At 67.8% G+C, this 22,372-nt stretch carries 16 protein-coding genes and 1 pseudogene; 12 read left to right on the top strand and 5 right to left on the bottom strand.

Annotation, left to right across the window (positions count from 1 at the left end; genetic code table 11):
* Positions 1–21: 21 nt before the first annotated feature.
* Together GDJ08_RS13160 and GDJ08_RS13155 are read right to left on the bottom strand one after the other, a co-directional pair.
* Complete coding sequence (locus tag GDJ08_RS13160; RefSeq protein ID WP_136004595.1) at positions 22–3,252, bottom strand: efflux RND transporter permease subunit; 3,231 nt, start codon at positions 3,250–3,252, stop codon at positions 22–24.
* Between the two features lie 88 nt (positions 3,253–3,340).
* Positions 3,341–4,591, bottom strand: a complete 1,251-nt coding sequence (locus GDJ08_RS13155; RefSeq protein WP_153165042.1) for an efflux RND transporter periplasmic adaptor subunit — start codon at positions 4,589–4,591, stop codon at positions 3,341–3,343.
* A gap of 228 nt (positions 4,592–4,819) precedes the next feature.
* Here GDJ08_RS13155 and GDJ08_RS13150 point away from each other — a divergent pair, with 228 nt between their 5' ends.
* The 12 genes and pseudogenes from GDJ08_RS13150 (at position 4,820) to GDJ08_RS13100 (ending at position 16,510) form a co-directional block, all read left to right on the top strand.
* Complete coding sequence (locus tag GDJ08_RS13150) at positions 4,820–6,142, top strand: M20 family metallopeptidase (RefSeq protein WP_017354570.1); 1,323 nt, start codon at positions 4,820–4,822, stop codon at positions 6,140–6,142.
* A 120-nt stretch (positions 6,143–6,262) separates the two neighbouring features.
* Positions 6,263–7,081: an NADPH-dependent 7-cyano-7-deazaguanine reductase QueF gene (queF, locus tag GDJ08_RS13145; protein ID WP_017354571.1), complete on the top strand. Its 819-nt coding sequence runs from the start codon at positions 6,263–6,265 to the stop codon at positions 7,079–7,081.
* Between the two features lie 154 nt (positions 7,082–7,235).
* Positions 7,236–7,529 carry a LysM peptidoglycan-binding domain-containing protein gene (locus GDJ08_RS13140; protein WP_017354572.1) on the top strand — a complete coding sequence of 98 codons (294 nt, stop codon included), beginning with the start codon at positions 7,236–7,238 and terminating at the stop codon, positions 7,527–7,529.
* Between the two features lie 37 nt (positions 7,530–7,566).
* Positions 7,567–8,061 carry a hypothetical protein gene (locus tag GDJ08_RS13135; RefSeq protein WP_017354573.1) on the top strand — a complete coding sequence of 165 codons (495 nt, stop codon included), beginning with the start codon at positions 7,567–7,569 and terminating at the stop codon, positions 8,059–8,061.
* Positions 8,062–8,386: 325 nt separating this feature from the next.
* Entirely contained in the window at positions 8,387–10,612 is a 2,226-nt protein-coding gene (locus GDJ08_RS13130) for an NADP-dependent isocitrate dehydrogenase (RefSeq protein ID WP_017354575.1), read from the top strand.
* 326 nt (positions 10,613–10,938) lie between these two features.
* Entirely contained in the window at positions 10,939–11,889 is a 951-nt protein-coding gene (locus GDJ08_RS13125; RefSeq protein WP_017354576.1) for a hypothetical protein, read from the top strand.
* 2 nt (positions 11,890–11,891) lie between these two features.
* Positions 11,892–12,440 carry a GTP-binding protein gene (locus tag GDJ08_RS13120; RefSeq protein WP_026070530.1) on the top strand — a complete coding sequence of 183 codons (549 nt, stop codon included), beginning with the start codon at positions 11,892–11,894 and terminating at the stop codon, positions 12,438–12,440.
* A pseudogene (locus tag GDJ08_RS13115) lies at positions 12,433–12,846 on the top strand (roadblock/LC7 domain-containing protein); the annotation flags it as partial. The gene GDJ08_RS13120 and the pseudogene GDJ08_RS13115, both read left to right, overlap by 8 nt.
* Positions 12,847–12,896: 50 nt before the next feature.
* Positions 12,897–13,256, top strand: coding sequence for a hypothetical protein (locus GDJ08_RS13110; protein ID WP_153165041.1), 360 nt, complete (start codon positions 12,897–12,899; stop codon positions 13,254–13,256).
* A 183-nt stretch (positions 13,257–13,439) separates the two neighbouring features.
* Positions 13,440–15,152 (top strand): bifunctional isocitrate dehydrogenase kinase/phosphatase, encoded by a 1,713-nt coding sequence (gene aceK / locus GDJ08_RS13105; protein ID WP_153165040.1) that lies wholly within the window; start codon positions 13,440–13,442, stop codon positions 15,150–15,152.
* Positions 15,153–15,253: 101 nt separating this feature from the next.
* The gene (locus GDJ08_RS20335) at positions 15,254–15,379 is read left to right on the top strand and encodes a hypothetical protein (protein ID WP_267873512.1); all 126 of its coding nucleotides are present in this window, start codon (positions 15,254–15,256) and stop codon (positions 15,377–15,379) included.
* Positions 15,380–15,616: 237 nt separating this feature from the next.
* Entirely contained in the window at positions 15,617–16,510 is an 894-nt protein-coding gene (locus GDJ08_RS13100; RefSeq protein WP_017354582.1) for an energy transducer TonB, read from the top strand.
* Positions 16,511–16,525: 15 nt separating this feature from the next.
* Here the strand turns inward: GDJ08_RS13100 and GDJ08_RS13095 are convergent, their stop codons facing one another.
* The 3 genes from GDJ08_RS13095 to GDJ08_RS13085 all read right to left on the bottom strand — a co-directional run bounded on the left by GDJ08_RS13095 (position 16,526) and on the right by GDJ08_RS13085 (position 22,338).
* Positions 16,526–18,103, bottom strand: a complete 1,578-nt coding sequence (locus GDJ08_RS13095; RefSeq protein WP_153165039.1) for a sensor domain-containing diguanylate cyclase — start codon at positions 18,101–18,103, stop codon at positions 16,526–16,528.
* Positions 18,104–18,296: 193 nt separating this feature from the next.
* Positions 18,297–19,313 (bottom strand): cupin-like domain-containing protein, encoded by a 1,017-nt coding sequence (locus tag GDJ08_RS13090; protein ID WP_153165038.1) that lies wholly within the window; start codon positions 19,311–19,313, stop codon positions 18,297–18,299.
* 19 nt (positions 19,314–19,332) lie between these two features.
* Positions 19,333–22,338: a TonB-dependent receptor gene (locus tag GDJ08_RS13085; protein ID WP_153165037.1), complete on the bottom strand. Its 3,006-nt coding sequence runs from the start codon at positions 22,336–22,338 to the stop codon at positions 19,333–19,335.
* Positions 22,339–22,372: the final 34 nt, after the last annotated feature.

Genomic DNA, 22,372 nt, shown 5'->3' with positions numbered 1-22,372 from the left:
GAGCGTCGGACGGCAGGCGGCTCATGCGCGGTCCCGGGCGCTGGCGTGGCGCAGCGCGCGCTGTTCGCGGCGCTCGCGCAGCCATTCGGAGAAGCGTTCCATGTACAGGTAGATCACCGGCGTGGTGTACAGCGTGACCAGCTGGGACAGCAGCAGGCCACCGACGATGGCGATGCCCAGCGGGCGGCGCAGCTCCGAGCCGATGCCGGTGCCCAGCGCCAGCGGCAGCGCGCCGAGCATGGCGGCGGCGGTGGTCATCATGATCGGGCGGAAGCGCAGCAGGCAGGCGCGGCGGATCGCGTCGTGGGCGTTGGCCCCGGCACGGCGGGCCTCGATGGCGAAGTCCACCATCATGATGCCGTTCTTCTTGACGATGCCGATCAGCAGCACGATGCCGACGATGCCATCCACCGACAGGCTCAGGCCACACACCATCAGCGCCAGCAGCGCGCCGACGCCGGCCGGCGGCAGGGTCGAGATGATGGTGATGGGGTGGATGTAGCTTTCGTACAGCACGCCCAGCACGATGTAGATCAGCACCAGCGAGGCCAGCAGCAGCCAGATCACGTCGGTCTGGCTGCCGGTGAACTCGGCGGCCTTGCCGATGAACTGGGCATGCACCTGCGAGGGCATGTCCAGGCTGTCCCTGGTCTCTTCGATCGCCTTGACCGCATCGGACAGCGAATAGCCCGGCGCGATGTTGAACGAGACGGTCACCGCCGGCAGCTGCTGCTGGTGGCTGACCACCAGCGGGGTGCTGGTGATGCGGCCTTCGGCCAGCGCGGCGAGCGGGATGATGTTGCCGGCGCCGACCGTAATGCCGGTGTTCTGCGCGCCGATGCCGGTGGCGGTGGAGGAGTTGGACGAGGAGACCTGGCCGAAGTTGGTGGCGTTGCTGCCGGTCAGCGCACCGGCGCCATTGGAGGCCACCGCCAGCTGGTTCATCAGCGCGGTGCTGGTGCGGAACTCCGGCGCCACTTCCAGCACGACCCGGTACTGGTTGAGCTCGGTGAAGATGGTGGAGATCTGGCGCTGGCCGAAGGCGTCGTACAGGGTGTCGTCGATGGTCTGCATCGGTACGCCGAGCACGCTGGCCTTGTCGCGGTCGATGGTCAGCTCCAGTGCGCGGCCCTGGTTGGACAGGTTGTTGTCCACGTCGGCCAGTTCCGGGCGCTGGCGCAGCGCTTCGGTCAGGCGCGTGGCCTGCAGCGCGACCTGGGCGCCGTCCACGTCCGACAGCGAGTACTGGTACTCGGTAGCCGCCACGCGCGTATCCAGGGTCACATCCTGCACCGGCTTGAGGTACAGCGCCACGCCGGGAATGCCGGCCACGGCGTCCTGCAGGCGCGGCAGGATCTCATCGAGCCCGTCGCGGTCGCCGCGGGCCTTGAGCACGATCGACAGCTGGCCCTGGTTGAGGGTGGGATTCATGCTGCCGGCGCCGATGAAGGCCGACACGCCGGTCACCGCCGGGTCCTTGCGCAGCGCTTCGGCCACGGCCTTGGTGCGCTCTTCCATCTGCGGGAAGGCGATGTTCTGGTCGGCCTGGACCACGCCGGTGATCAGGCCGGTGTCCTGTTCTGGCAGCAGGCCCTTGGGGATGACGATGTACAGCACCACGGTCAGCACCAGCGCGCCGGCGGCCACGGCAAGCGTCATGCGCTGGTGGTCCAGCACCCAGTCCAGGCTGCGCTCGTACGCCCCCACGGTGCGCGTCCACAGGTTCTCCTTGCCAGCCGCCGCGGCGCGCTCGTGCGCGTCCTCGCCTTCGGGCAGGGCGTCAGGCTTGAGCAGGTAGGCGCACATCATCGGGGTGAGCGTCAGCGAGATCAGCATCGACAGCACCACTGCGATGCTCAGCACCCAGGCGAACTCATGGAACAGGCGGCCGGTGACGCCGGGCATCAGCAGCAGCGGCAGGAATACCGCCACCAGCGAGATGGTCAGCGACAGCACCGTGAAGCCGATCTGGCGCGCGCCGATCTCGGCCGCTTCCGGGCCGCTCTTGCCCTGTTCGATGTAGCGCACGATGTTCTCGATCATCACGATCGCATCGTCGACCACGAAGCCGGTGGCCACCACCAGCGCCATCAGCGACAGGTTGTCCAGCGACATCCCGGCAAAGGCCATGACCCCGAAGGTGCCGGCCAGCGACAGCGGTACGGCCACCGAGGGAATGATGGTCGCCCACAGGCGGCGCAGGAACACGAAGATCACCGCCACCACCAGACCGATGGTCAGGATCAGGGTGAACTGCACTTCGTGCACCGAGGCGCGGATGGTTTCGGTACGGTCGGAGAAGATCTCCAGGTGCACGTCGGCCGGCAGCACGTTCTGCAGCTGCGGCAGCAGGCTGCGGATGCGCTCCACGGTCTGCACGATGTTGGCGCCCGGCTGGCGGCGCACTTCCAGCAGCACCGCCGGCTTGCCATCGGCCCAGGCGGCGAGCTGGTCGTTTTCCACCCCGTCGACCACGTTGGCGACGTCCGAGAGGCGGACCGGGCGGCCGTTCCTGTAGCTGATGATGGTGTCGCGGTACTCGGCGGCGCTGGTCAGCTGGTCATTGGTGCCGATCGAGTAGGACTGGGTCTTGCCGTTGAGCGAGCCCTTGGGCGCATTGACGTTGGCCTGGGTCAGCGCGCTGCGCAGCTCTTCCAGGGTCAGGCCCATGTTGGACAGCTGCGCCGGGTTGACCTGGATGCGCACGGCCGGGCGCACGTTGCCGGCGATGGAGACCAGGCCCACACCCTGCACCTGTGACAGGCGCTGGGCCAGGATCGAGTCGGCGTAGTTGTTGACCTCGCGCAGCGGGCGCGTGTCGGAGGTGAGCTTGAGGGTGACGATGGCCGCGTCGGCCGGGTTCACCCGGTTGTAGACCGGCTGGTAGGGCAGCGAGGAGGGCAGGGTGGCCTGGCGGATCGCGGCCTGCACGTCCTGTGCGGCGATGTCGATGTCGCGGTCCATCGAGAACTGCAGGATGATCGTGGACAGGCCGGCCGAGGAGTCGGAGGTCATGATCTCCAGCCCGGAAATCTGCCCGAACTGGCGCTCCAGCGGGGTGGTGACCAGGGAGGCCATCGTGGTCGCGTTGGCACCCGGGTACTGGGTGGTGACCACCAGGCTGGGCGCGTCGATCTCCGGCAGCGCCGACACCGGCAACTGGCGGTAGCCGAGGATGCCGAGCAGCAGCAGGCCCGCCATCAGCAGCGAGGTGGCGATCGGGCGGCGGATGAAGATCGTCGAAAAGCCCACGGGCAGATCCTTGCTGTTACGTCATGCGGCGTTGAAGCGGGCGAACGCCGGCCAAGCGGCCGGCGTCAGGAACGGGAGACGGCCGCGATCAGCGCGGGCCGCCACTGCGGCGGCCACCGCCGCCCTGCTGCTGGGCGGCAGCCTTGAGTTCGGCGTCGGTCGGCGGGGCCGGGGTTTCGCCCGGCTTGAGTGCGGTGACCTTGCTGCCAGGCTTGAGCCGGAACTGGCCTTCGCTGACCACGCGCTCGCCGCCCTTGAGGCCTTCGGTGATCTGCACGTTGCTGTCGCCCACTTCCACGCCGCTCTTGACCGTCTGCATGGCCACGGTGTTGTCCGGCTTGACGATATAGACGTACTCGCCGTCCGGGCCGCGCATCACCGCCTGGGTGGGGATCACCACGCCACCGGCAATGGTGCGCAGCTGCATCCGCACGTTGACGAACTGGCCTGGCCACAGCAGGTTGTCGGCGTTGTCGAACACGGCGCGGGCGCGGAAGGTGCCGCTGTCGCTGCTGATCTGGTTGTCGACCACGTCCAGCCTGCCGCCATCGGTGAGTACATGCGAATCGTTGCGGTCCAGTGCGGCGATCGTCACCGGGCCGGCCTGCTGGGCCTGGCGCACGTCGGGCAGCTGGCGCTCGGGCAGGTTGAACACCACGTGGATCGGGTGGATCTGGGTCAGGGTGACCAGCGCGGTGCCGGCGCTGACCACGTTGCCGGCATCCACCGCGCGGATACCGGCGATACCGGAAATCGGGGCGGTGACGCGGGTGTACTGCAGCTGCACCTGGGCCGCGCGCATGCTGGCTTCGTTGGCGGCCACCGCACTTTCATACTGCGCCACCTGGTTGCGCTGGGTGTCCAGGTCGGTTTTGGCCACGTACTGGCGGTACTCGGGCGAGTTGGAGCGCTGGAAGTTCGAGCGTGCGGTGGCCAGCTGCGCCTGGTTCTGGCGCTTGGCCGCGGCGGCCTCGTCGTAACTGGCCTGCAGGGTGCGCGGATCGATCTGCGCCAGCAGGTCGCCCTTCTTCACTTCCTGGCCTTCCTTGAAGTTCAGGCTGATCAGCTGGCCGCCGACCTGCGGGCTGACGGTCACGGTGTTCATCGCGGCCACCGTGCCCAGCGCGCTGGCATAGACCGGCACGTCCTGGCGGGCCGCCTCGACCACGGTCACCGGCACCGGCCCGGCATTGCGCTCTTCCCCGCCGCCCCGTCCGGCGGCGGCGGCGGGCTTGCCCGCCTCGCCCTTGGGTTTGCCGCCGCCGAGCATGCGCATGCCGATGAAGGCCACCACCAGCACTGCGACCACCAGCAGCACGATCTTCCAGAAACGCGACATTCAAAACTCCTGAGGCTGGCGGAGGGCGGGGGGCCCGGTTGGCTAGGCGCAAAGCATACCCGTCGCCTGCGCGCTTTCATCCATGACGGATGGGACGGGCGATCAGACCGGACGTGACCGACCGGGTTCCGTGAATCAACGCCTGCGGGGGCAGAAAGTTACAGCGCCGGGCCCGCTGATGGCCTACATTCAGGTTCGTTCGTCCCTTGCCCCTCGTGGAGATCCGCAATGCCCCGTCTGTCGCTGCTGTTGTCCGCCCTGCTGCTGGCCTGCCCCGCGCTGGCCGCCGCCACGCCCGCCGAACGCCCGGAAGTGACCGCCGCGGCGACCCGCCTGAACGCCAGGGTGATCGACTGGCGGCGCGACTTCCACCAGCACCCGGAGCTGTCCAACCGCGAGGAGCGCACCGCCGCCAAGGTGGCCGAGCAGCTGCGCGCGATGGGCCTGAAGCCGAAAACCGGGATCGCCCACCACGGGGTGGTGGCGATCATCAAGGGCGCCAAGCCCGGCCCGCGGATCGCACTGCGCGCGGACATGGATGCGCTGCCGGTGACCGAGCAGACCGGCTTGCCGTTCGCCTCCAAGGCCACCAGCACCTACCGCGGCGAGACGGTGGGGGTGATGCATGCCTGCGGCCACGACGCCCACACCGCCACGCTGCTCGGTGTGGCCGACGCGCTGGTGAAGATGCGCGAGAACCTGCCCGGTGAAGTGATGCTGATCTTCCAGCCTGCCGAAGAAGGCGCGCCGCCGCCGGAGGAGGGCGGTGCCGCGCTGATGCTCAAGGAAGGCCTGTTCGCGGACTTCAAGCCGGAGGCGGTGTTCGGGCTGCATGTGTTTTCCAGCGTGCCTGCCGGCCAGATCGCGGTACGTGGGGGACCGTTGATGGCGGCGTCGGACCGTTTCGGGATCAAGGTGATCGGCCGCCAGACGCACGGTTCGGCGCCGTGGAATGGGGTCGATCCGATCGTGGCCACCGCCGACCTGGTCGGCACCGCGCAGACCATCGTCAGCCGACGCGCCAACCTGTCCAAGCAGCCGGCGGTGCTGACCTTCGGCGCGATCAAGGGCGGCATCCGCTACAACATCATTCCCGACGAGGTGGAGATGGTGGGCACCATCCGCACCTTTGACGAGGGCATGCGCCAGCAGATCTTCGCGGACCTGCGCAACGTGGCCGAACACACCGCCGCCGCGCACGGGGCCAAGGCGCAGACCGAGATCTACGAGTCGGAAGGCAACCCGGCCACGGTCAACGATCCGGCGCTGACCGCGCGCATGCTGCCCAGCCTGCAGGCGGTGGTGGGCGAAGCGAATGTCTACGAGCCGCCGCTGCAGATGGGCGCGGAGGACTTCTCGCTGTATGCCAAGGAGGTACCGGGCCTGTTCTTCTTCGTTGGCGCCACCGGCGAGGGGATCGATCCGGCCACCGCGCCGGCCAACCACTCGCCGAAATTCCTGCTCGACGAGAAGGCGCTGGACGTGGGCCTGCGCGCGCTGCTGCAGGTCAGCCTGGACTACCTCAACGGGGCGAAGGCCCCGGCGGGCTGAGGCCGGGCTCTGCCGGATGCCGGACGCCCTCCGTGGCGTCCGGCCGTTCTGCCCACCCCGCCCGGTTCCCCAGCCCTGCGGAACGGGGACGAGCGACGCCCGCCGGCGTAAAATGGCCGGATGAATACCCCCCAGGACTCCAGCCTCGGTCGTGAGGTTGCTTACCCGTCGCAGTACGATCCCGCGCTGCTGTTTCCCATTCCGCGCCGTGGCGCGCGCGAGGAGATCGGCCTGGACGAGGCGGCGCTGCCGTTCGTCGGCCATGACCGCTGGCAGGCCTATGAGCTGAGCTGGCTGGACCGGCGCGGCAAGCCGCGGATCGCGGTGGCCACCATCGGCGTTCCGTGCACCTCGCCGAACCTGATCGAATCCAAGTCGTTCAAGCTGTACCTCAATTCGCTCAACAGCACCCGCTTCGACGACGACGAGGCCGCGCGGCAGCGCATGGTCACCGATCTGTCGGCCTGCGCCGGCGCGGGGGTGACCGTGCAGTTCGGCGTGCCGCCGCTGGTGGAGGAGGGCGAGGGCGAGTCGCTGGACGAACGTGATGTCGCGATTGACCGCTATGGTCCGCCGGCCCCGGAGTACCTGTCCGCCGATGCGGACGCGGTGGTCACCGAAACCCTGGGCTCGGCCCTGCTCAAATCCAACTGCCCGGTCACCGGCCAGCCGGACTGGGCCAGCGTGAGCATCCGTTACCACGGTCCGAAGATCGACCGCGACGGTCTGCTCAGATACCTGGTCAGCTACCGGGAGCATGCCGAGTTCCACGAGCAGTGCGTGGAGCGCATCTTCAGCGAGATCAGCCAGCGCTGCCGGCCCGAGTGGCTCGAGGTGGAGGCCCGCTACACCCGTCGCGGCGGGCTGGACATCAACCCGTGGCGCGCCAGCCCGGGCATCGCGCAGCCCGCGCGCACCGTGCGCGACCTGCGCCAGTAACCAGGCTGGCGGCTGCGGCCGCCCTGCCCGGTGCGTGCCGACCGTGGGTCGGCACGCCGGGGTCCGGCCCCGTCTTCACATCCACGCCATGCGCCATTAACAAGGGCTGTGACACCGTGCGTTCCATGTCGTCAATGAAGACGGGAGTGTGTGGATGAGTACCGATAAGAAAGCCGATTTCTCCGGTGTCAAAACCAGCATCGACACCACTGCCGAGAAGGTCGAGAAGGCCGATTTCTCCGGCGTGTCCACGTCGATCGATACCACCGCCGAGGTGGTGGGTGGCAGCTACACCGTGCAGAAGGGCGACTCGCTGTCGAAGATCGCCAAGCAGGAACTGGGCGATGCCAACGCCTGGAAGAAGATTTTCGACGCCAATCGCGACGTGCTGGACGACCCGGACAAGATTTTCCCGGGACAGGTCCTGAAGTTGCCGCCCAAAGGCTGAGTCGCTCCGTCACTACCCATTCCAAGGGAGGAATTCCATGAAGAAGTCGTCCATCAGCACCGCTGTACTCGCCGGTCTCCTGGCCACTGTGGCCCTGGCTGGCTGCAAGAAGAAAGAAGACACCGCCGACAACAACGCCCAGCCGGCGGCGATGACCCCCGCGCCGACCCCGGCACCGGCACCCGAGCCGATGGCGGCCGCAGCGGCGGTGAATGTCTCCAGCGTCACCGTGGGCAAGACGGCCGCCGCCGACAAGACGGTTGCCCCGGCGGCACTGTTCGCGCCGAAGGATGAAATCCTGGTGTCGGTGCGTACCGACGGCACGGCCAACAACGTCACCCTGGCGGCCAAGCTGACCTACCAGGACGGCCAGGTGGCCGGTGAGCAGACCCACACGCTCAACACCACCGGCGCTGAAACCTCCAACCTGAAATTCACGAATGCCAATGGCTGGCCGGCGGGCAAGTACCGTGCGGAAGTCATGGTAGATGGCAAGGCGGCAGGAACGCCGCAGGAGTTCGAGGTCAAGTAAGCCCACGCCGACTCTCTCCCGGCAACAGGCTCACGATGGACGCAGCCGCGAGGCTGCGTCTTTTTTATGGCAGGTCGCCCCCCGCGCGTCGGACTGGTTGCAATCGATACCGTCTGTTCCAGTACGTTTGCGTATGGCGCCGCTTTGCTCCGGGGGGCTGAAAACGCGACAATGCGGAGGTTTCCCGCAGCGCGCGCCATGCGGCGCGATCCACGGGAAAAGTGCGGACCCCGCCCGGCGCGGCCTGCACGCGACACGGTTGCACGCGGCCCGGCATTGCCGACGGCCATCACTCCTCAGATCCGCAAGAGAGCATCAGTCCCCCATGTCGAATACGCCCAAGATTCTCTACACGCTCACCGATGAAGCCCCGTTCCTGGCCACCCAGTCGCTGCTGCCGATCGTCGAGGCGTACACCGCCACCGCCGGCATCGCCGTCGAAACGCGCGACATTTCGCTCTCCGGCCGCATCCTGGCGCTGTTCCCGGATTACCTGAAGGACGCGCAGAAGGAAGCCGACCACCTGGCCGAACTGGGCCAGCTGGCGACCACGCCGGATGCCAACATCATCAAACTGCCCAACATCAGCGCCTCGGTGCCGCAGCTGAAAGCCGCGATCAAGGAACTGCAGGACCAGGGCTATGCGCTGCCGAACTACCCCGACGTGCCGACCGACGACGTTTCGCGCGACATCAAGGCGCGCTATGACAAGGTCAAGGGCAGCGCGGTGAACCCGGTGCTGCGCGAAGGCAACTCGGACCGTCGCGCGCCGCTGTCGGTCAAGAACTATGCACGCAAGCACCCGCACCGCATGGGCAAGTGGTCCACCGAGTCCAAGTCGCATGTGGCGCACATGGACGGCGGCGATTTCTACGGCAGCGAAAAGTCGGCCACGCTGGCCACGGCTGGCAGCCTGAAGATCGAACTGCATCAGGCCGACGGCACCACCGTGGTGCTGAAGGACAAGACCGCGGTCAAGGCCGGTGAGATCGTCGATGCCGCCGTGATGAGCCGCAGCGCGCTGGCGGCCTTCGTGCAGGCCCAGATCGCCGATGCCAAGGCCAAGGGCGTGCTGTTCTCGCTGCATCTGAAGGCCACCATGATGAAGGTCTCCGACCCGATCATGTTCGGCGTGGTCGTTGAAGAGTTCTACAAGGACGTGCTGGCCAAGCACGCCGATGTGCTCAAGCAGGCCGGCTTCGATCCCAACAACGGCATCGGCGACCTGTACGCACGCCTGCCGCAGCTGCCGGAAGCCACCCAGGAGGCGATCAAGGCCGACCTGGCTGCCGAGTACGGCAAGCGCCCGGGCCTGGCGATGGTCAACTCGGACAAGGGCATCACCAACCTGCACGTGCCCAGCGACGTGATCGTGGACGCCTCGATGCCGGCCATGATCCGCGACTCGGGCGGCATGTGGAACGCCGAGGGCAAGCTGCAGGACACCAAGGCCGTCATCCCCGACCGCTGCTACGCCGGTGTGTACCAGGCCGTCATCGATGACTGCCGTACCCACGGTGCGTTCGATCCGGCCACGATGGGCTCGGTGCCCAACGTCGGTCTGATGGCGCAGAAGGCCGAGGAGTACGGCTCGCACGACAAGACCTTCCAGATCCCGGCCGACGGCACGGTGCGCGTCACCGACGATGCCGGCGCGGTGATCTTCGAGCATGCCGTGCAGACCGGCGACATCTGGCGCATGTGCCAGACCAAGGATGCCCCGATCCAGGACTGGGTGAAGCTGGCCGTCAACCGCGCCCGCCTCAGCAGCACCCCCGCCGTGTTCTGGCTGGACGCTGCGCGTGCGCACGACGCGCAGGTGATCGCCAAGGTCCAGACCTACCTCAAGGACCACGACACCACCGGCCTGGACATCCGCATCCTGGCCCCGGTGGAAGCCACCGCGTTCTCGCTGGACCGCATCCGCAAGGGTGAGGACACCATCTCGGTGACCGGCAACGTGCTGCGGGACTACCTGACCGACCTGTTCCCGATCATGGAGCTGGGCACCAGCGCCAAGATGCTCTCCATCGTGCCGCTGATGGCCGGTGGCGGCCTGTTCGAGACCGGTGCCGGCGGTTCGGCGCCCAAGCACGTGCAGCAGTTCGTGGAAGAGGACTACCTGCGCTGGGATTCGCTCGGCGAGTTCCTGGCCCTGGCCGCGTCGCTGGAGCACCTGGGCAACCGTTACGACAACGCGGGTGCTGCCGTGCTGGCCAGGACCTTGGACCAGGCCAACGGCCAGTTCCTGGACAACGACAAGTCGCCGTCGCGCAAGCTGGGTGGCATCGACAACCGTGGCAGCCACTTCTACATCGCGCTGTACTGGGCCCAGGCCCTGGCCGCGCAGAACGACGATGCCGCACTGAAGGCCCGCTTCGCCCCGCTGGCCAAGGCACTGGCCGACAACGAGCAGACCATCGTCGATGAGCTGATCGCCGTGCAGGGCAAGCCGGTCGATATCGGCGGCTACTACCGTCCGGACGTGGCCAAGGCGAGCAAAGCGATGCGCCCGAGCGCCACCTTCAACGGCGCGTTGGCCGCGCTGTAAACCACGCTCGGCGTCAACACCGCTTCAACGGAAACCCGCACCTCGGTGCGGGTTTTTTTCTGTGGAGGCCACTGCCTGCAAGGCGCTGTCACAGGTGACCCCCGTGTCGATGGAAATGTGACCTCTGTCGGCGGCCGTTCTCATCCCGCGCCCGCGTCCAATCCCGTCAAGAGGGCATGAAACTTGCCTGCGTCCCGTGCAACGGGCAGGGCGTCTCTCGCCCCTCAATCTGTGCAATCCATCACGATCGGCCCGATATCGATGGCATAGCCTAGCCACGGTCGTATCCGCAGCAGTGGTGGTCCTTCAGAACGCAGGGGAAGGCGATGGCCCGGGTGCTGGTAGTGGGATCGGATATCCAGGGGGAGCACGCCCTGCTGCAGCGGCTGCGCTCGGCGGCCGCGTTGCCGGGTGAGAGCGTGCGCAGTTGCCGCGATCTTGACGAGTGCGATCTGCTGGTGATCAAGGACACCCCCGCACTGCGCAATGCGGCGCTGCGGATGGTGCGCGAACGGCCGCAGATCCAGTTCTGGATCGAGGACCAGCAGGGGCGCCTGCGCCCCGGTCAGGGCCACGATCATGCGGTGCTGGACGACGAGGCGATCGAGCGCGCGCTGCGGCACATGCCGGCCGCGCCGGCACCAATCGATGAACCCTGTGCGGCGCGCGGGGCCAAGGCGATCACCCGCGCCCTGCGCGAACGCCTGCAGTCCCGTCAGGGGCACGCCGTGCTGGTGGCCGATGGCCTGCCCTGGCTGCTGCTGGATTTCGAACAGGATCAGATGGTCCTTCCCGACGGCGGCGCCAGCGTGGCGCAGCGGCTGTCGGACAACTTCGAGCGCCTTGCCCTGCACGGCATCGCATCCCGGCGCTACCAGCAGTTGGCCGGCGACCTGCCGCGGCAGCCGTTGCGGCCGCTGTTGTGGCAGTGGGGGCAGCAGCCTGCACACTGGCAGGACCTGGACGCACGGCTGCAGCGGCACGCGCGGGTCACGCTGCTGCGCTGGCCCGATTTCCGCGTGCTCGGCCACCAGCACGACAGCTTCCGGCTGTGCTCGCTGCTGCTCAAGCGCGCCTGCAGCGTGGACGAGTGCAGCCACCTGCTGGACATGCCGGCCGAGGCAGTACGTGCCTTCGTGCACCCGGCCTATCTGTGCGGCTATGCCGCGCTGGAGCCAGCCCCCGCCGAGCCCGTCGCGACGCGGGCGCCCGGCACGCCCGGCGGCTCGCTGCTGGCCCGGATGTGGCGCAGCGTGCGCCAGCGCGCTGGAGGCTGACGGTGCGCGAACACAAGATCGTGGTGCTCGGGGCGATGGGCAGCGGCAAGTCCACTCTGGTGCGCGCCATCGCCGCCGGCGCGGTGGTGGACACCGACGTGCACAACAGCGACCGCGCCGGTGCCGACAAAGCGTCCACCACGGTCGCGATGGACTATGCGGACATCGACCTGCCCAACGGCGATCGCCTGCGTCTGTACGGTACGCCGGGGCAGCAGCGGTTCGACTTCCTGTGGCCGATCCTGCTGCAGGGTGCCAGCGGCGTGGTGCTGCTGCTCGACGCCACCGACCCGGCGGCCGCCACCGCACTGGGCGCCTATCTTGACGTGCTGCAGCAGCATGCCGCGCAGGTCCCGGCAGTGGTCGGGCTGACCCGCCTGGATCTGGCCCCGGCGTGGGAGCTGGACACCTGCGCGCTGCAGGCCGGCCGCGGCGGACGCCTCCTGCCGGTGGTGCCGGTGGACGCGCGCGACCGCGAGGACGGCCTGCGCCTGATGGATGTGCTGATGAGCGAAATGGAAGCCTGCGAACTGGTGGCCGCGCATGCCTGACGGTCGCGACGTCCACCCCGTGGATGCACGCCAGCGCGAGGCGCTCGGCTGCCACCTGCAGGCCTTCTGCAACGATATCGACGGCGTACGCAGTGTGGTGCTGGCCAGCGTGGATGGCTTCGCCGTGGTTCCGGGCGCCGGCACCCACGGCAACGGCGAACGGCTGGCCGCCATGACCAGCGCGATGCTGGCGCTGGCCGGTGCGGTGGGCCGCGAGCTGGCGCTGGGGGAACTGGAAGTGCTGATGCTTGAAGCGGGGGGCGGCAAGGTGTTGATGCTGGCGCTGCCCAGCCAACCGGCGCCCCTGTTGCTGATGACCGCCTGCGACCAGCGCTGCGTGGTCGGCAAGGTGCTTTGGCGCGCCAAGGAATGTGGCCGCAACATCGTGGCCGAACTCAGCGGATCACGAGCCGATCCGCAGGGGCACATGGGGCTCGACAACCAACGGGGTGCAACATGGCAGGACTCGATCAGACCTTGAGCGCGCTGATGACCTTTGATGGCGCGCAGGCGGTGGCACTGGTGGACTACGAAAGCGGCATGCTGCTGGGCGAGGCCGGCACCGGTGTGGACATGGAGGTGGCAGCGGCCGGCAATACCGAGGTGATCCGCGCCAAGATGAAGACCGCCGCCTCGCTCAACCTCAACGACACGATCGAGGACATCCTGATCTCGCTGGGCCGCGCGTATCACATCCTGCGCCCGGTCGCGAAGCAGCAGGGGTTGTTCATCTACCTGGTGCTCGACCGCGGCAAATCCAACCTGGCTCTGGCCCGGCGCAAGGTACAGGACGTGGAAAGCCAGCTCGCGCTCTGAGTTCCCTCCGCCGCCGGCCGGGGCAGTACAGCGGCCGGCGGCGCTTCGCGTCGCACCCGCCGCGTGTCGTGCTTCTTCGCCGCCCACCATGCATTCCGCGCAGGCCTGCCGTAAGGTAGACGGCAGACCACCGGGGTGTGCCTGCATGCGCAACGCTGTCCGTCCTTGCCCTGCCGCGTCGCGATGAACGTGCCGGCATCGGCCTTGGCTGTCCTCATCCGCGACGGCTTCGAGGCCTATCACGCGCGCTTTGCGACGATCACCCGGCGCGCGCGCAGCCGCTTCGAGCAGCGCGACTGGACCGGCGCACGCCAGGACGCTGTTGAACGCATCGGCCTGTACGACATCTGCATCGCCGAGACGATGGCTGCACTGCGACGTGCCGCCGGAGAGGCTGTCGGGACCCGGGCCGTGTGGCTGGAGGTGCGGCAGGCCTATGCGCTGCTGGTGGATGGGCTGATCGACGCCGAGCTGTACAAGACCTTCTACAACACCCTGGCCCGGCGCCTGTTCGCGACCGAAGGCGTGGACGCGGCGATCGAGTTCATGGCGATGGATGTGGAGCCGTCCGACGCGATTACCCATCCGGTCGCGCGCCACAGCTACACGCTGTCGCCCACGCGTCCGGCCGAGGCGATCCTGCGGGTGCTCGGCGACTACCCCTTCCAGGTGCCCTATGCGCACCAGCTGCGCTGTGCAGCGGCCATCGCGGTGCGCCTGCAGGATGACCTGGCCCACTGGGGTGACTATCCGGTGCGCAGCATCGAGCTGCTCGACACCGTGTTCTACCGCGAGCGCCGCGCGTATCTGGTCGGCCGTGTGTTCGGCGAGCACCGCTTTTCGCCCTGCGTGATCGCACTGGTCAACGACGGGCAGGGGCTGCGTGCCGAAGCGGTGCTTACCCGTCGGCGCGATGTGGCCCACCTGTTCGGGGTCTCGCGCAGCTACTTCCAGGCCGATCTCGCCACGGTCGGCGATGCGGTGGTGTTCCTGCGCAGCCTGCTGCCGGCCAAACCCATCGACGAGATCTACACCGTGCTTGGCCGCGCCAAGCAGGGCAAGACCGAGCGTTACCGGACCTTCCAGCGGCACTTCCAGGAGCACCCGGAGGAGTACCTGGTACATGCCGATGGCACCCCCGGCATGGTCATGTCGGTGTTCACCCTGCCCAGCTATCCGCTGGTGTTCAAGCTGATCCGCGACCGCTTTGCCTGGCCCAAAACACTTACCCGGCACCAGGTTGAAGAGAAGTACGCGCTGGTATTCAACTTGGACCGGGTGGGGCGCCTGCTCGACGCACAACCCTACCGCCATCTGCGCTTCCCGCGCGCGCGGTTCTCGCCGGCATTGCGCGAGGAACTGCTCACCCAGTGCGCAGGCAGCGTGCACGAGGACGGCGATGCGCTGGTGATTGCGCTGTGCTACGTACAACGGCGCTTCCGCCCGCTCAATCTGTACCTGCGCGAGCAGCCGGCCGACGCGCGTCGCGCCGCCGCACTGGACTACGCGCAGGCCATCACCGACATGGCCCGCAACAACATCTTCCCCGGCGACATGCTGCCGAAGAACTTCGGCGTTTCCCGGCATGGCCGCGCGGTGTTCTACGACTACGACGAGGTCTGCCTGGTCAGCGACTGCCACTTCCGCCACTGGCCGGCGCCGCGCAACGCCGAGGAGGCGATGGCGGACGAACCGTGGTTCCACATCGCACCCAACGATGTGTTCCCCGAGCGCTTCTGGATGTTCATGGGCCTGGCCGCCCCGGAGCTCGCGGCGGTGCGCGAACACCATGCGCACCTGTTCGATCCGGCGTGGTGGCAGGGCCTGCAGCAGCGCTTCGCGCAGAACGACTATCCGGATACACCGCCTTACGCGGCCGCATTGCGGCTGGCGTGAGCGGCGGTGTCACCAGACGCCGGCACGGGTTGCAGGGCTCTTATCCCGCCTCCGCGTGGTGCGCTGTCCCGGCCAAGTGAAGCGCGCCGGTGGAACTGGGCATGCGCATCAACGGTGAGGTCGATGTCGCTGCCGATGGGCGTATCGCCGGATTGCGGATCGACGATGAGAAGAAGGTCTCACCGACCGTGCTGGGCAGGGTGCGCTGCCTCCGCCCCGCTGCTTGAGCCGGATGGCACGGTGCGCGAGGCGATGGTCGAGCAGGTCAATCTGCGGCTGGTCGGGGGCGAACGGGAGATGCGCGAGGTGCGCGAGACGTTCGCCAAGGCGGCGCTGCCGGCCACGCGGCCTGGATGGCGGTGTGCAGGGGCAGATTGCTGTCGCGCGCATCGGCTGGGCCGCAGTGCGCATCCGTGTGCGGTGCGGTAGGCTTCGGCCCATGTCTGGGACAGGGAGTCGCGCGCATGTGGAATCCGCATCGTGGAGGGCGCTGCCCGCGCCTGCTGTGGCTGGTACTGCTGGTGGGAGGGCTGTGCACGGGTACCGCACCCGCCGCGCCGTCGACGCCACCCGCGGGCGAACAGCTGGAAGTCAGCATGCTGCTGCGCGGCGCGTTGGATGTCAGCGCCAGCGGCGCGGTGGAAGCACTGCACCTGGGCGATGAGCGCCAGGTGCCGCCGGTAGTGGCCGGGTTCGTCCGCCGTGCGGTCGCCGGCTGGCGGTTTGATCCCTATCTGCAGGAGGGCCAGCCCCGTGCGATCCGGATACCGCTGATCCTGCGGGTGGTCGGCACGCCGCTGGATGACGGCAACCTGCAGATTGCCCTGCGCAGCGCCAGTTTCCAGAACTACGACCCCAACGACCCGACCCGGCTGACGTGGCAGAACGCCGCTCCGCCGCTGTATCCCGGCGGCGCCGGCATGTTTGGCGTCAATGGCGATGCGTATGTGCTGATGCGGGTGGGGCGCGACGGCCGCGTCCAGGACGCGATCGTGGAGCAGGTGAACATGCGCGTACGAGCCTCGCCGCGTCGCCTCGCCGCCTACCGCAAGCAGTTCTCGCGCAATGCGCTGGTGGCCGCGCGCACCTGGTCGTTCCGGGTGCCTACCGAGGGCGAATCCCGGGATGCGCCGTACTGGCTGGTGCGGGTGGGCGTGCGTTACGACGTCAAGGGCGAAGGCGAGCAGTTCGCACGCTGGTATCCCTACCTGCCGGGGCCGCGCCACCGCCCCACGTGGACCGATCCGGCCACGCTGCTGCTGGCCGCCGACGCCCCGGATGCGTTGCCTGCCGATGGCAGCCTGTACCAGGCCGGCCAGCGCGGACCGGTGCTGCGTACGCCGCTGGGCGGCGGCTGAGGCCGCCGCGGAGCCTCAGGCACCCCGGCCGTCGGGGTGCACCACGGTACGGTCGCGGCCCTGTTCCTTGGCCATGTACAGCGCCTTGTCGGCCAGACGCAGGGCCTGCAGCGGGTCTTCGTGGAAGGTCGGGTAATGGGCCACCCCGAGCGAGACGGTCACCGAGCCGACGTGCTCGAACACCTCGGCGGCAATCCGCCGACGCAGGCGCTCGGCGAACTGCGCGGCGGCAGTGGTGTCGATGCCCGGCAGCAGGATCAGGAACTCCTCGCCGCCGTTGCGGCACAGCAGGTCGGTCTCGCGCGAATCGGTGCGCATGAGCTGGGCGATGCGCAGGATCACCGCATCGCCTGCCGCGTGCCCGAACCGGTCGTTGATCGTCTTGAAGCGGTCGATGTCCATCGCGATGATCGCGAACGACTGCCCGCGCAGCTGCCAGTCCTCCAGCCCCTGCTGCAGCCCACGGCGGTTCTGCAGGCCGGTGAGCGGGTCGGTCATGCTGGCGCGGCTGAGCTTGCCGATGCGGTCCTGCAGCAGGTTGAAACTGGAGAGCAGCGCGGCCTTGAGCTGCGCGACCTCGTAATACCAGGCGCGGATGCCGGTAACGTGGCGGATGGCGATGCCGGTGTCGCGGTTCTGCACGTTGCGCGCGAGCTGCCACAGCGGCAGCGAAATGCGCCGCGCGAACCACCAGGTGATCAGCAGTGAGAGCACGCCCAGCGGGATCGCATTCCAGATCACCGAGGTCATCAGGCGCGACAGCGGTGCCAGGGTGGCCTCGGCAGGCCGCTGCGCCACCACCCCCCAGCCCACGACCGGGACCGGCGCGTAACCGGCCAGCATCGCCACACCGTGGCTGTTGCGCACCTGCTGCGCGCCCGAGTGGCCCTTGCTTACCGCGTGCACCACCGGGTTCTCCAGCGCGAACTGGCCGACCCGGCCGGGTTCGACGTGGTACAGGATGCGGCCATTGCGATCGACCACATACAGGTAGGAGCCGTCGCGGTAGTAGTGCTTGCCCAGCAGAGTCTGCAGGATGCTGCGCTGGCGCAGGTAGATGGTGCCGCTGACGTAGCCCTGGTAGTGTCCCTGCGCGTTGAAGATGGGGTGGGAAATGGCGACCAGCAGGCGTCCGGTGGCGGACTGGTAGGGATCACTGATGAAGGGCTCGCGCCGCGCCAGTGCTTCCTTGTTGCCCGGACTGCGCAGCAGCACGCCCTGCAGCGCCAGGCTCTGCGGCGAGGTGGCCAGCACGGTGCCGGCAGCGTCGACGATCAGCACCGAGTTGAAGGAATTGGTCTGCAGCTGCAACCGTGCGGCTTCGGCTTCCAGTGCGCTGCGGTCGTGCGGTTGCTGGCCCAGCGTGGTGGCGCTGTAGGCCAACTGCTGCTGCGCGGACTGGATGAAGTTCTGGGTGGTTTCCGCCAGCTTGCTGGCATATACCCGGTTGGCCTCCAGGGTATTGCCGATCAGCTGGTCGCGCTGCACGCGGTAGCTGGCATGCAGGGTATTGGCCAGCGCGATCAGCGCACTGAGCAGGGCCAGGGCGAGGATCAGCTTGCCGAGGTTCAGGCGGGTGGACAGCGGGCGCATTCGTTACATGGAAACCGGCAGGTGCTGCACCTACCCGGATTACGGAAGGAACGGCAACGATGAAGCGGTCAGGAGCGCAGCTCTGCCCCCGGGCGGCAAACAGATCACGGCGCGGATTATCACGGATTCCCCGCCGATGTGGGTGAAGCGGTGCTGGACCTGACGCAGGTGGCGGGCAACGCCTGAGGCGCAGCTAGCGCTCCAGACGACGACGCAGCACGTTGCGCACCGCCTCGGCGGTGGCCGGATCGAGCTCGCCGAGCACACCGCGTACCGCCGCCGGGATGTGGGCGGTCGTCGCTTCATCGGCATCGAACACGTAGTGGTCAAACAGGGCGCGCCAGTGCGCGCGCTGCGCCGGTGGCAGTGGGCGCACCGCCAGCAGCGCCAGCATCAGCGCGTTCATCGGCGCATCCGTCCACGCCGGTACGGGCCGCCACCAGCTGTTGACCAGCACGTTGAACGCGTCCAGCCCTTCCATGTGGTGCCACCACAGCGAGGGGATGTACACCGCATCGCCCGGCGCCAGTTCGGCGACCTGGGCATGCGCCATTGCATCGGCGAAGCGCGGAAAGCGGCCCAGGTCCGGTGCGGCGAAATCCACCAGGCTGACCGCCTGGCCCGCGGGAGTGAAATCCAGCGGGCCGATGTAGAGATTGTCTACCTGGTCAGGCGGGAACAGAGTAACGCGACGGCGGCCGGCGGCCACGCAGGCCAGGTTGTCGGGCACGTCCTGGTGGGCGGCGATGCGCGAGCGGTTGCTGATCCAGATGCTGGCCAGTGGATCGTCCACGCCCAGTGCCAGCGGGTTGTCGGCGGCAAAGCCGGGCAGGAAGGTGTCCAGCGTGGTCGATGCGACGTAGATCGACGGCGGCGCGGGATCAGGCAGGTACTTGAGCAGGGTGTCCAGCACCACGCGCAGGGGAATCTGTTCGCGGCGGAAATTGAAGCCGCTCATGTCGGCGTTGTAGAAGATCCGGCCGCCTTCCGACGGTGCCGCGGTGGTGGCCGTCACTGCCAGCCGGCCGTGGTCGAACCGCTTGAGGTAGGCCACCGCCGCCGTTGCCGATTGACGTGCGGCGGCCACCATCGGCCAGTGCGCGACCAGTCCGCGCAGCACCTTCGGCGTGGTCCAGCCGGCCAGCCGCGCCGGCAGCTGGTCCGGCGCGACATCGTGCAGTTCCTCGATCAGGCCGTGGGCAACGGGCATGCGCGGCGGGGGTCCGGGGTCAGAACTTGTAGCGTACCCCGAACATGTAGCGCGGGCCGGTCTGGGTGGCGTAACGCAGCATGTTGGTGTGGCGCGAGTACGTGCGCATGGTTTCGTCGGTCAGGTTGATCGCTTCCAGGCTCAGGGTGAGCTGGTCACTGAGCGCGTAGCTGATATTGAGGTCGAGCTGCCCGTACGCGTCGGTGTAGTTCGGGTTCGGGCCCTGCCCACCGATGCCGTTGAGGAACGTGTCGCGCCAGTTGTAGGCCGCACGCACCTGCCAGTTGTACTTCTCGTAGAACAGCACCAGGTTGGCCGAGTCGCTCAGGCCGATCATCGGGTACTGGTCACCCAGACTCAGGTTGTTGAAGGTCAGGCCGGATCTGACCTTGGTGTAGTTGGCGGCCAGGCCGAAGCCGGTCTGCCCGAACACCTGCTGCACGCTCAGTTCCCAGCCATCGAGATGGTCCGAGCGCTGGTTGGCCGGCAGGGTGATGTCGAACCCGGCGACCGGGTCGCCGGGCTGGCCGACGATGGTGCCGGTGAGCTGGCCGGCCGAGTTGGTGCCGGTGGCGGTCACGCCGGGATCGCCGTTGTGGTGGGTGAAGATGTAGTCGCGGATGCAGGGCATGTCGGTGACCCCGCAGCCCGCGGCCAGCGCCTCGTTCCAGTAGGTGCCGCCGACCGGCGTGTGCAGCCCCGCGCTGTCGTCGCGCACGATGGTGTTGCTGATGAAGTTCTTGATGTTCTTGCGGAAGAAACCGAGCGAGGCGTAGCTGGACTCGCCGTAGTACCACTCCAGCGACAGGTCGAAGTTGTCCGACAGCAGCGGTTCCAGGCCCGGATTGCCGCGCGACCCGGTGCCACCCTGGGTGCGCACGATATTGTCGAAGCGGCGGCCGCTGTCGATCTGGGTCCAGCCCGGGCGACCGATGCTGCGGCTGTAGCTGCCGCGCAGCGCCAACGTGTCGCTCATGTCCAGCTTGAGGTCCACATTGGGCAGCACGTAGTCGTACTTGCCCTTGCCGCCGATGAAGGTGCCTTCGGCGGCATAGCCCAGATTGAACTCGTTGGCCGAGCCCCAGTTGATGCTGGTCGGCACGCGCACCAGCGCGGTCGACTCCACCTCGGTCTGCTCGTAACGTACGCCGGCCGCCACATGCAGCGGCATCGACCCGTCGAAGGTGGTGCGGTACTGCAGGTAGGCGCTCCTGGAGGTTTCGGTGGTGCGGATGTCTTCGGTGTACTCGGTGGGCGCCAGGTAGCAGGTGGGGCAGGGCGGCTCGCCGTTGGCCGCGATCTGGCCGGCGCGCTCGCGGAGGCGATCGAAGTCGAACACCAGGAACTGTCCGGTCAGGCGCGGATCGCGGTGGCCGGAGAACGCATTGAAGTACCGGGCCATGTCATCGGCGTACCAGATGCTGTCGTCGTAGTCGGCCGGGCTGCCCAGACCACCCCAGCTGTCGCGCTGCATGATCGCCGAGGCCGAGCGGTTCTCCACCCGGGTGTGGCCCACGCCGAAGTCCAGTGCGGAATAGTCGGCGAACCTGAACGTACCGCGCCCCTGGTACTGCTGCACCTTGGACTTGTTGTAACTGTTCTGGAACACCGAGCCGGTCACCAGCGCGTCGGACGCCTGGACGCCGCCAGGCGGCAGCGCGATGTTGATGATCGGCAGATCACCGCTGTAGTCCACCGTGGTCTTGCCGCGCACGAAAGCGGCCACGCCGAGCACGCCGGCCGAGCCGTAGGGGCTGTCGGGCTTGGACTCGGCGGTGGAGTTGTGGACATCGAAGGACAGGTCCAGCGCGTCGTTGACCGCCCAGTCAACGTTGAAGCCGAGCGAATCCATCGCGTTCTTCGTGGCCAGCTTCATACCGCCCATCGACACGTCCGAGTTGACCATGTCCTCGCTGTAGATGATCGGTGCCGACACCGGGCCATTGGTCCACGTACTGTCGCCGGGCCCGTAGTTGAACCACACCGACAGCTCGCTGCGCTGCTGCTGCACCTTGTTCTCGACATGGGTGTAGTCCAGCGTGGTGATGATGTTGTCGGCCGGTTTCCACTGCAGGGTGGCCTGCCCGTTGGTGCGTTGGCGCTGCACCCCGTTGACGTTGTAGGCGGTGTTCTGCGGGCGTGCATACACGTCGGTTGGGCCCGGCCGGTTCTGGATGCGGTCCGAATAGCCCTGGCCTGGCTGCGGCAATGCGCGCCAGTCGGTGCTCTCGTTGCCGTAGAACGTGGCCCAGCCCTCGGCCACGGTGGCCTGGTTGAAGCCTGAATCGCGCTCCTGGTGGCTGGCGCTCAGCGCCACGCCGAAACGCCCGTCGGCGTATGTCTGGCTGAAGATGCCTGACAGCTCGCCAGTCACGTTGGCGCCCTGCAGGGTGCGCGGCAGGTTGTCGTTGGAGCTGTCGTTGACGGCCTTCAGGCCCAGGCTGATCACCGGCTCGGATTCGAGCGGGCGCATCGTTTTGATGTTGATGGTGGCACCGATGCCGCCGGTCGGGTTGTCGGCGCGGGTGGTCTTGTAGACCTCCACCGCCGAAATCGACTCGGAGGCGATGTTGGCGAAATCGAACGACCGCGAACCGGACAGACCACCGCCGCCGTTGCCGAGGTTGGAGGACGGCATCTGGCGGCCGTTGAGCAGCACCAGATTGAAGTCCGGCCCGATGCCGCGCACGGTCACCTTGGAGCCCTCGCCGCTGGAAGTGCGGTCGATCGACACACCGCTGATGCGCTGCAGCGATTCGGCCAGGTTGGTGTCGGGGAATTTGCCGATGTCCTCTGCGACGATGCCATCGACCACGCCCTGGCTGTCACGTTTGAGATTCATCGACGAGGTGAGGCTGCCGCGGATGCCGGTGACCTGCACGGTGTCCAGCGTGGTCGGATCCACATCATCGGCGGCGGCGCGCTGGCGGTCGGGCGGGTCCTGCGCCCAGGCCGGGCCGGCCAGGGCCGCGAGCAGCGCGGACGTGAGCATCGCTTTGCGGGGTACGGCCTTGTACGTCTTCATTGGAAGCTCCCTCCCCAGGGAATCGGTAATGGCG

It is taken from the genome of Stenotrophomonas nematodicola (assembly GCF_009467805.1).
Classification (GTDB): domain Bacteria; phylum Pseudomonadota; class Gammaproteobacteria; order Xanthomonadales; family Xanthomonadaceae; genus Stenotrophomonas; species Stenotrophomonas nematodicola.
Note: the sequence above shows the minus strand (reverse complement) of the source record. Positions and strands in the feature narration are given on the sequence as shown.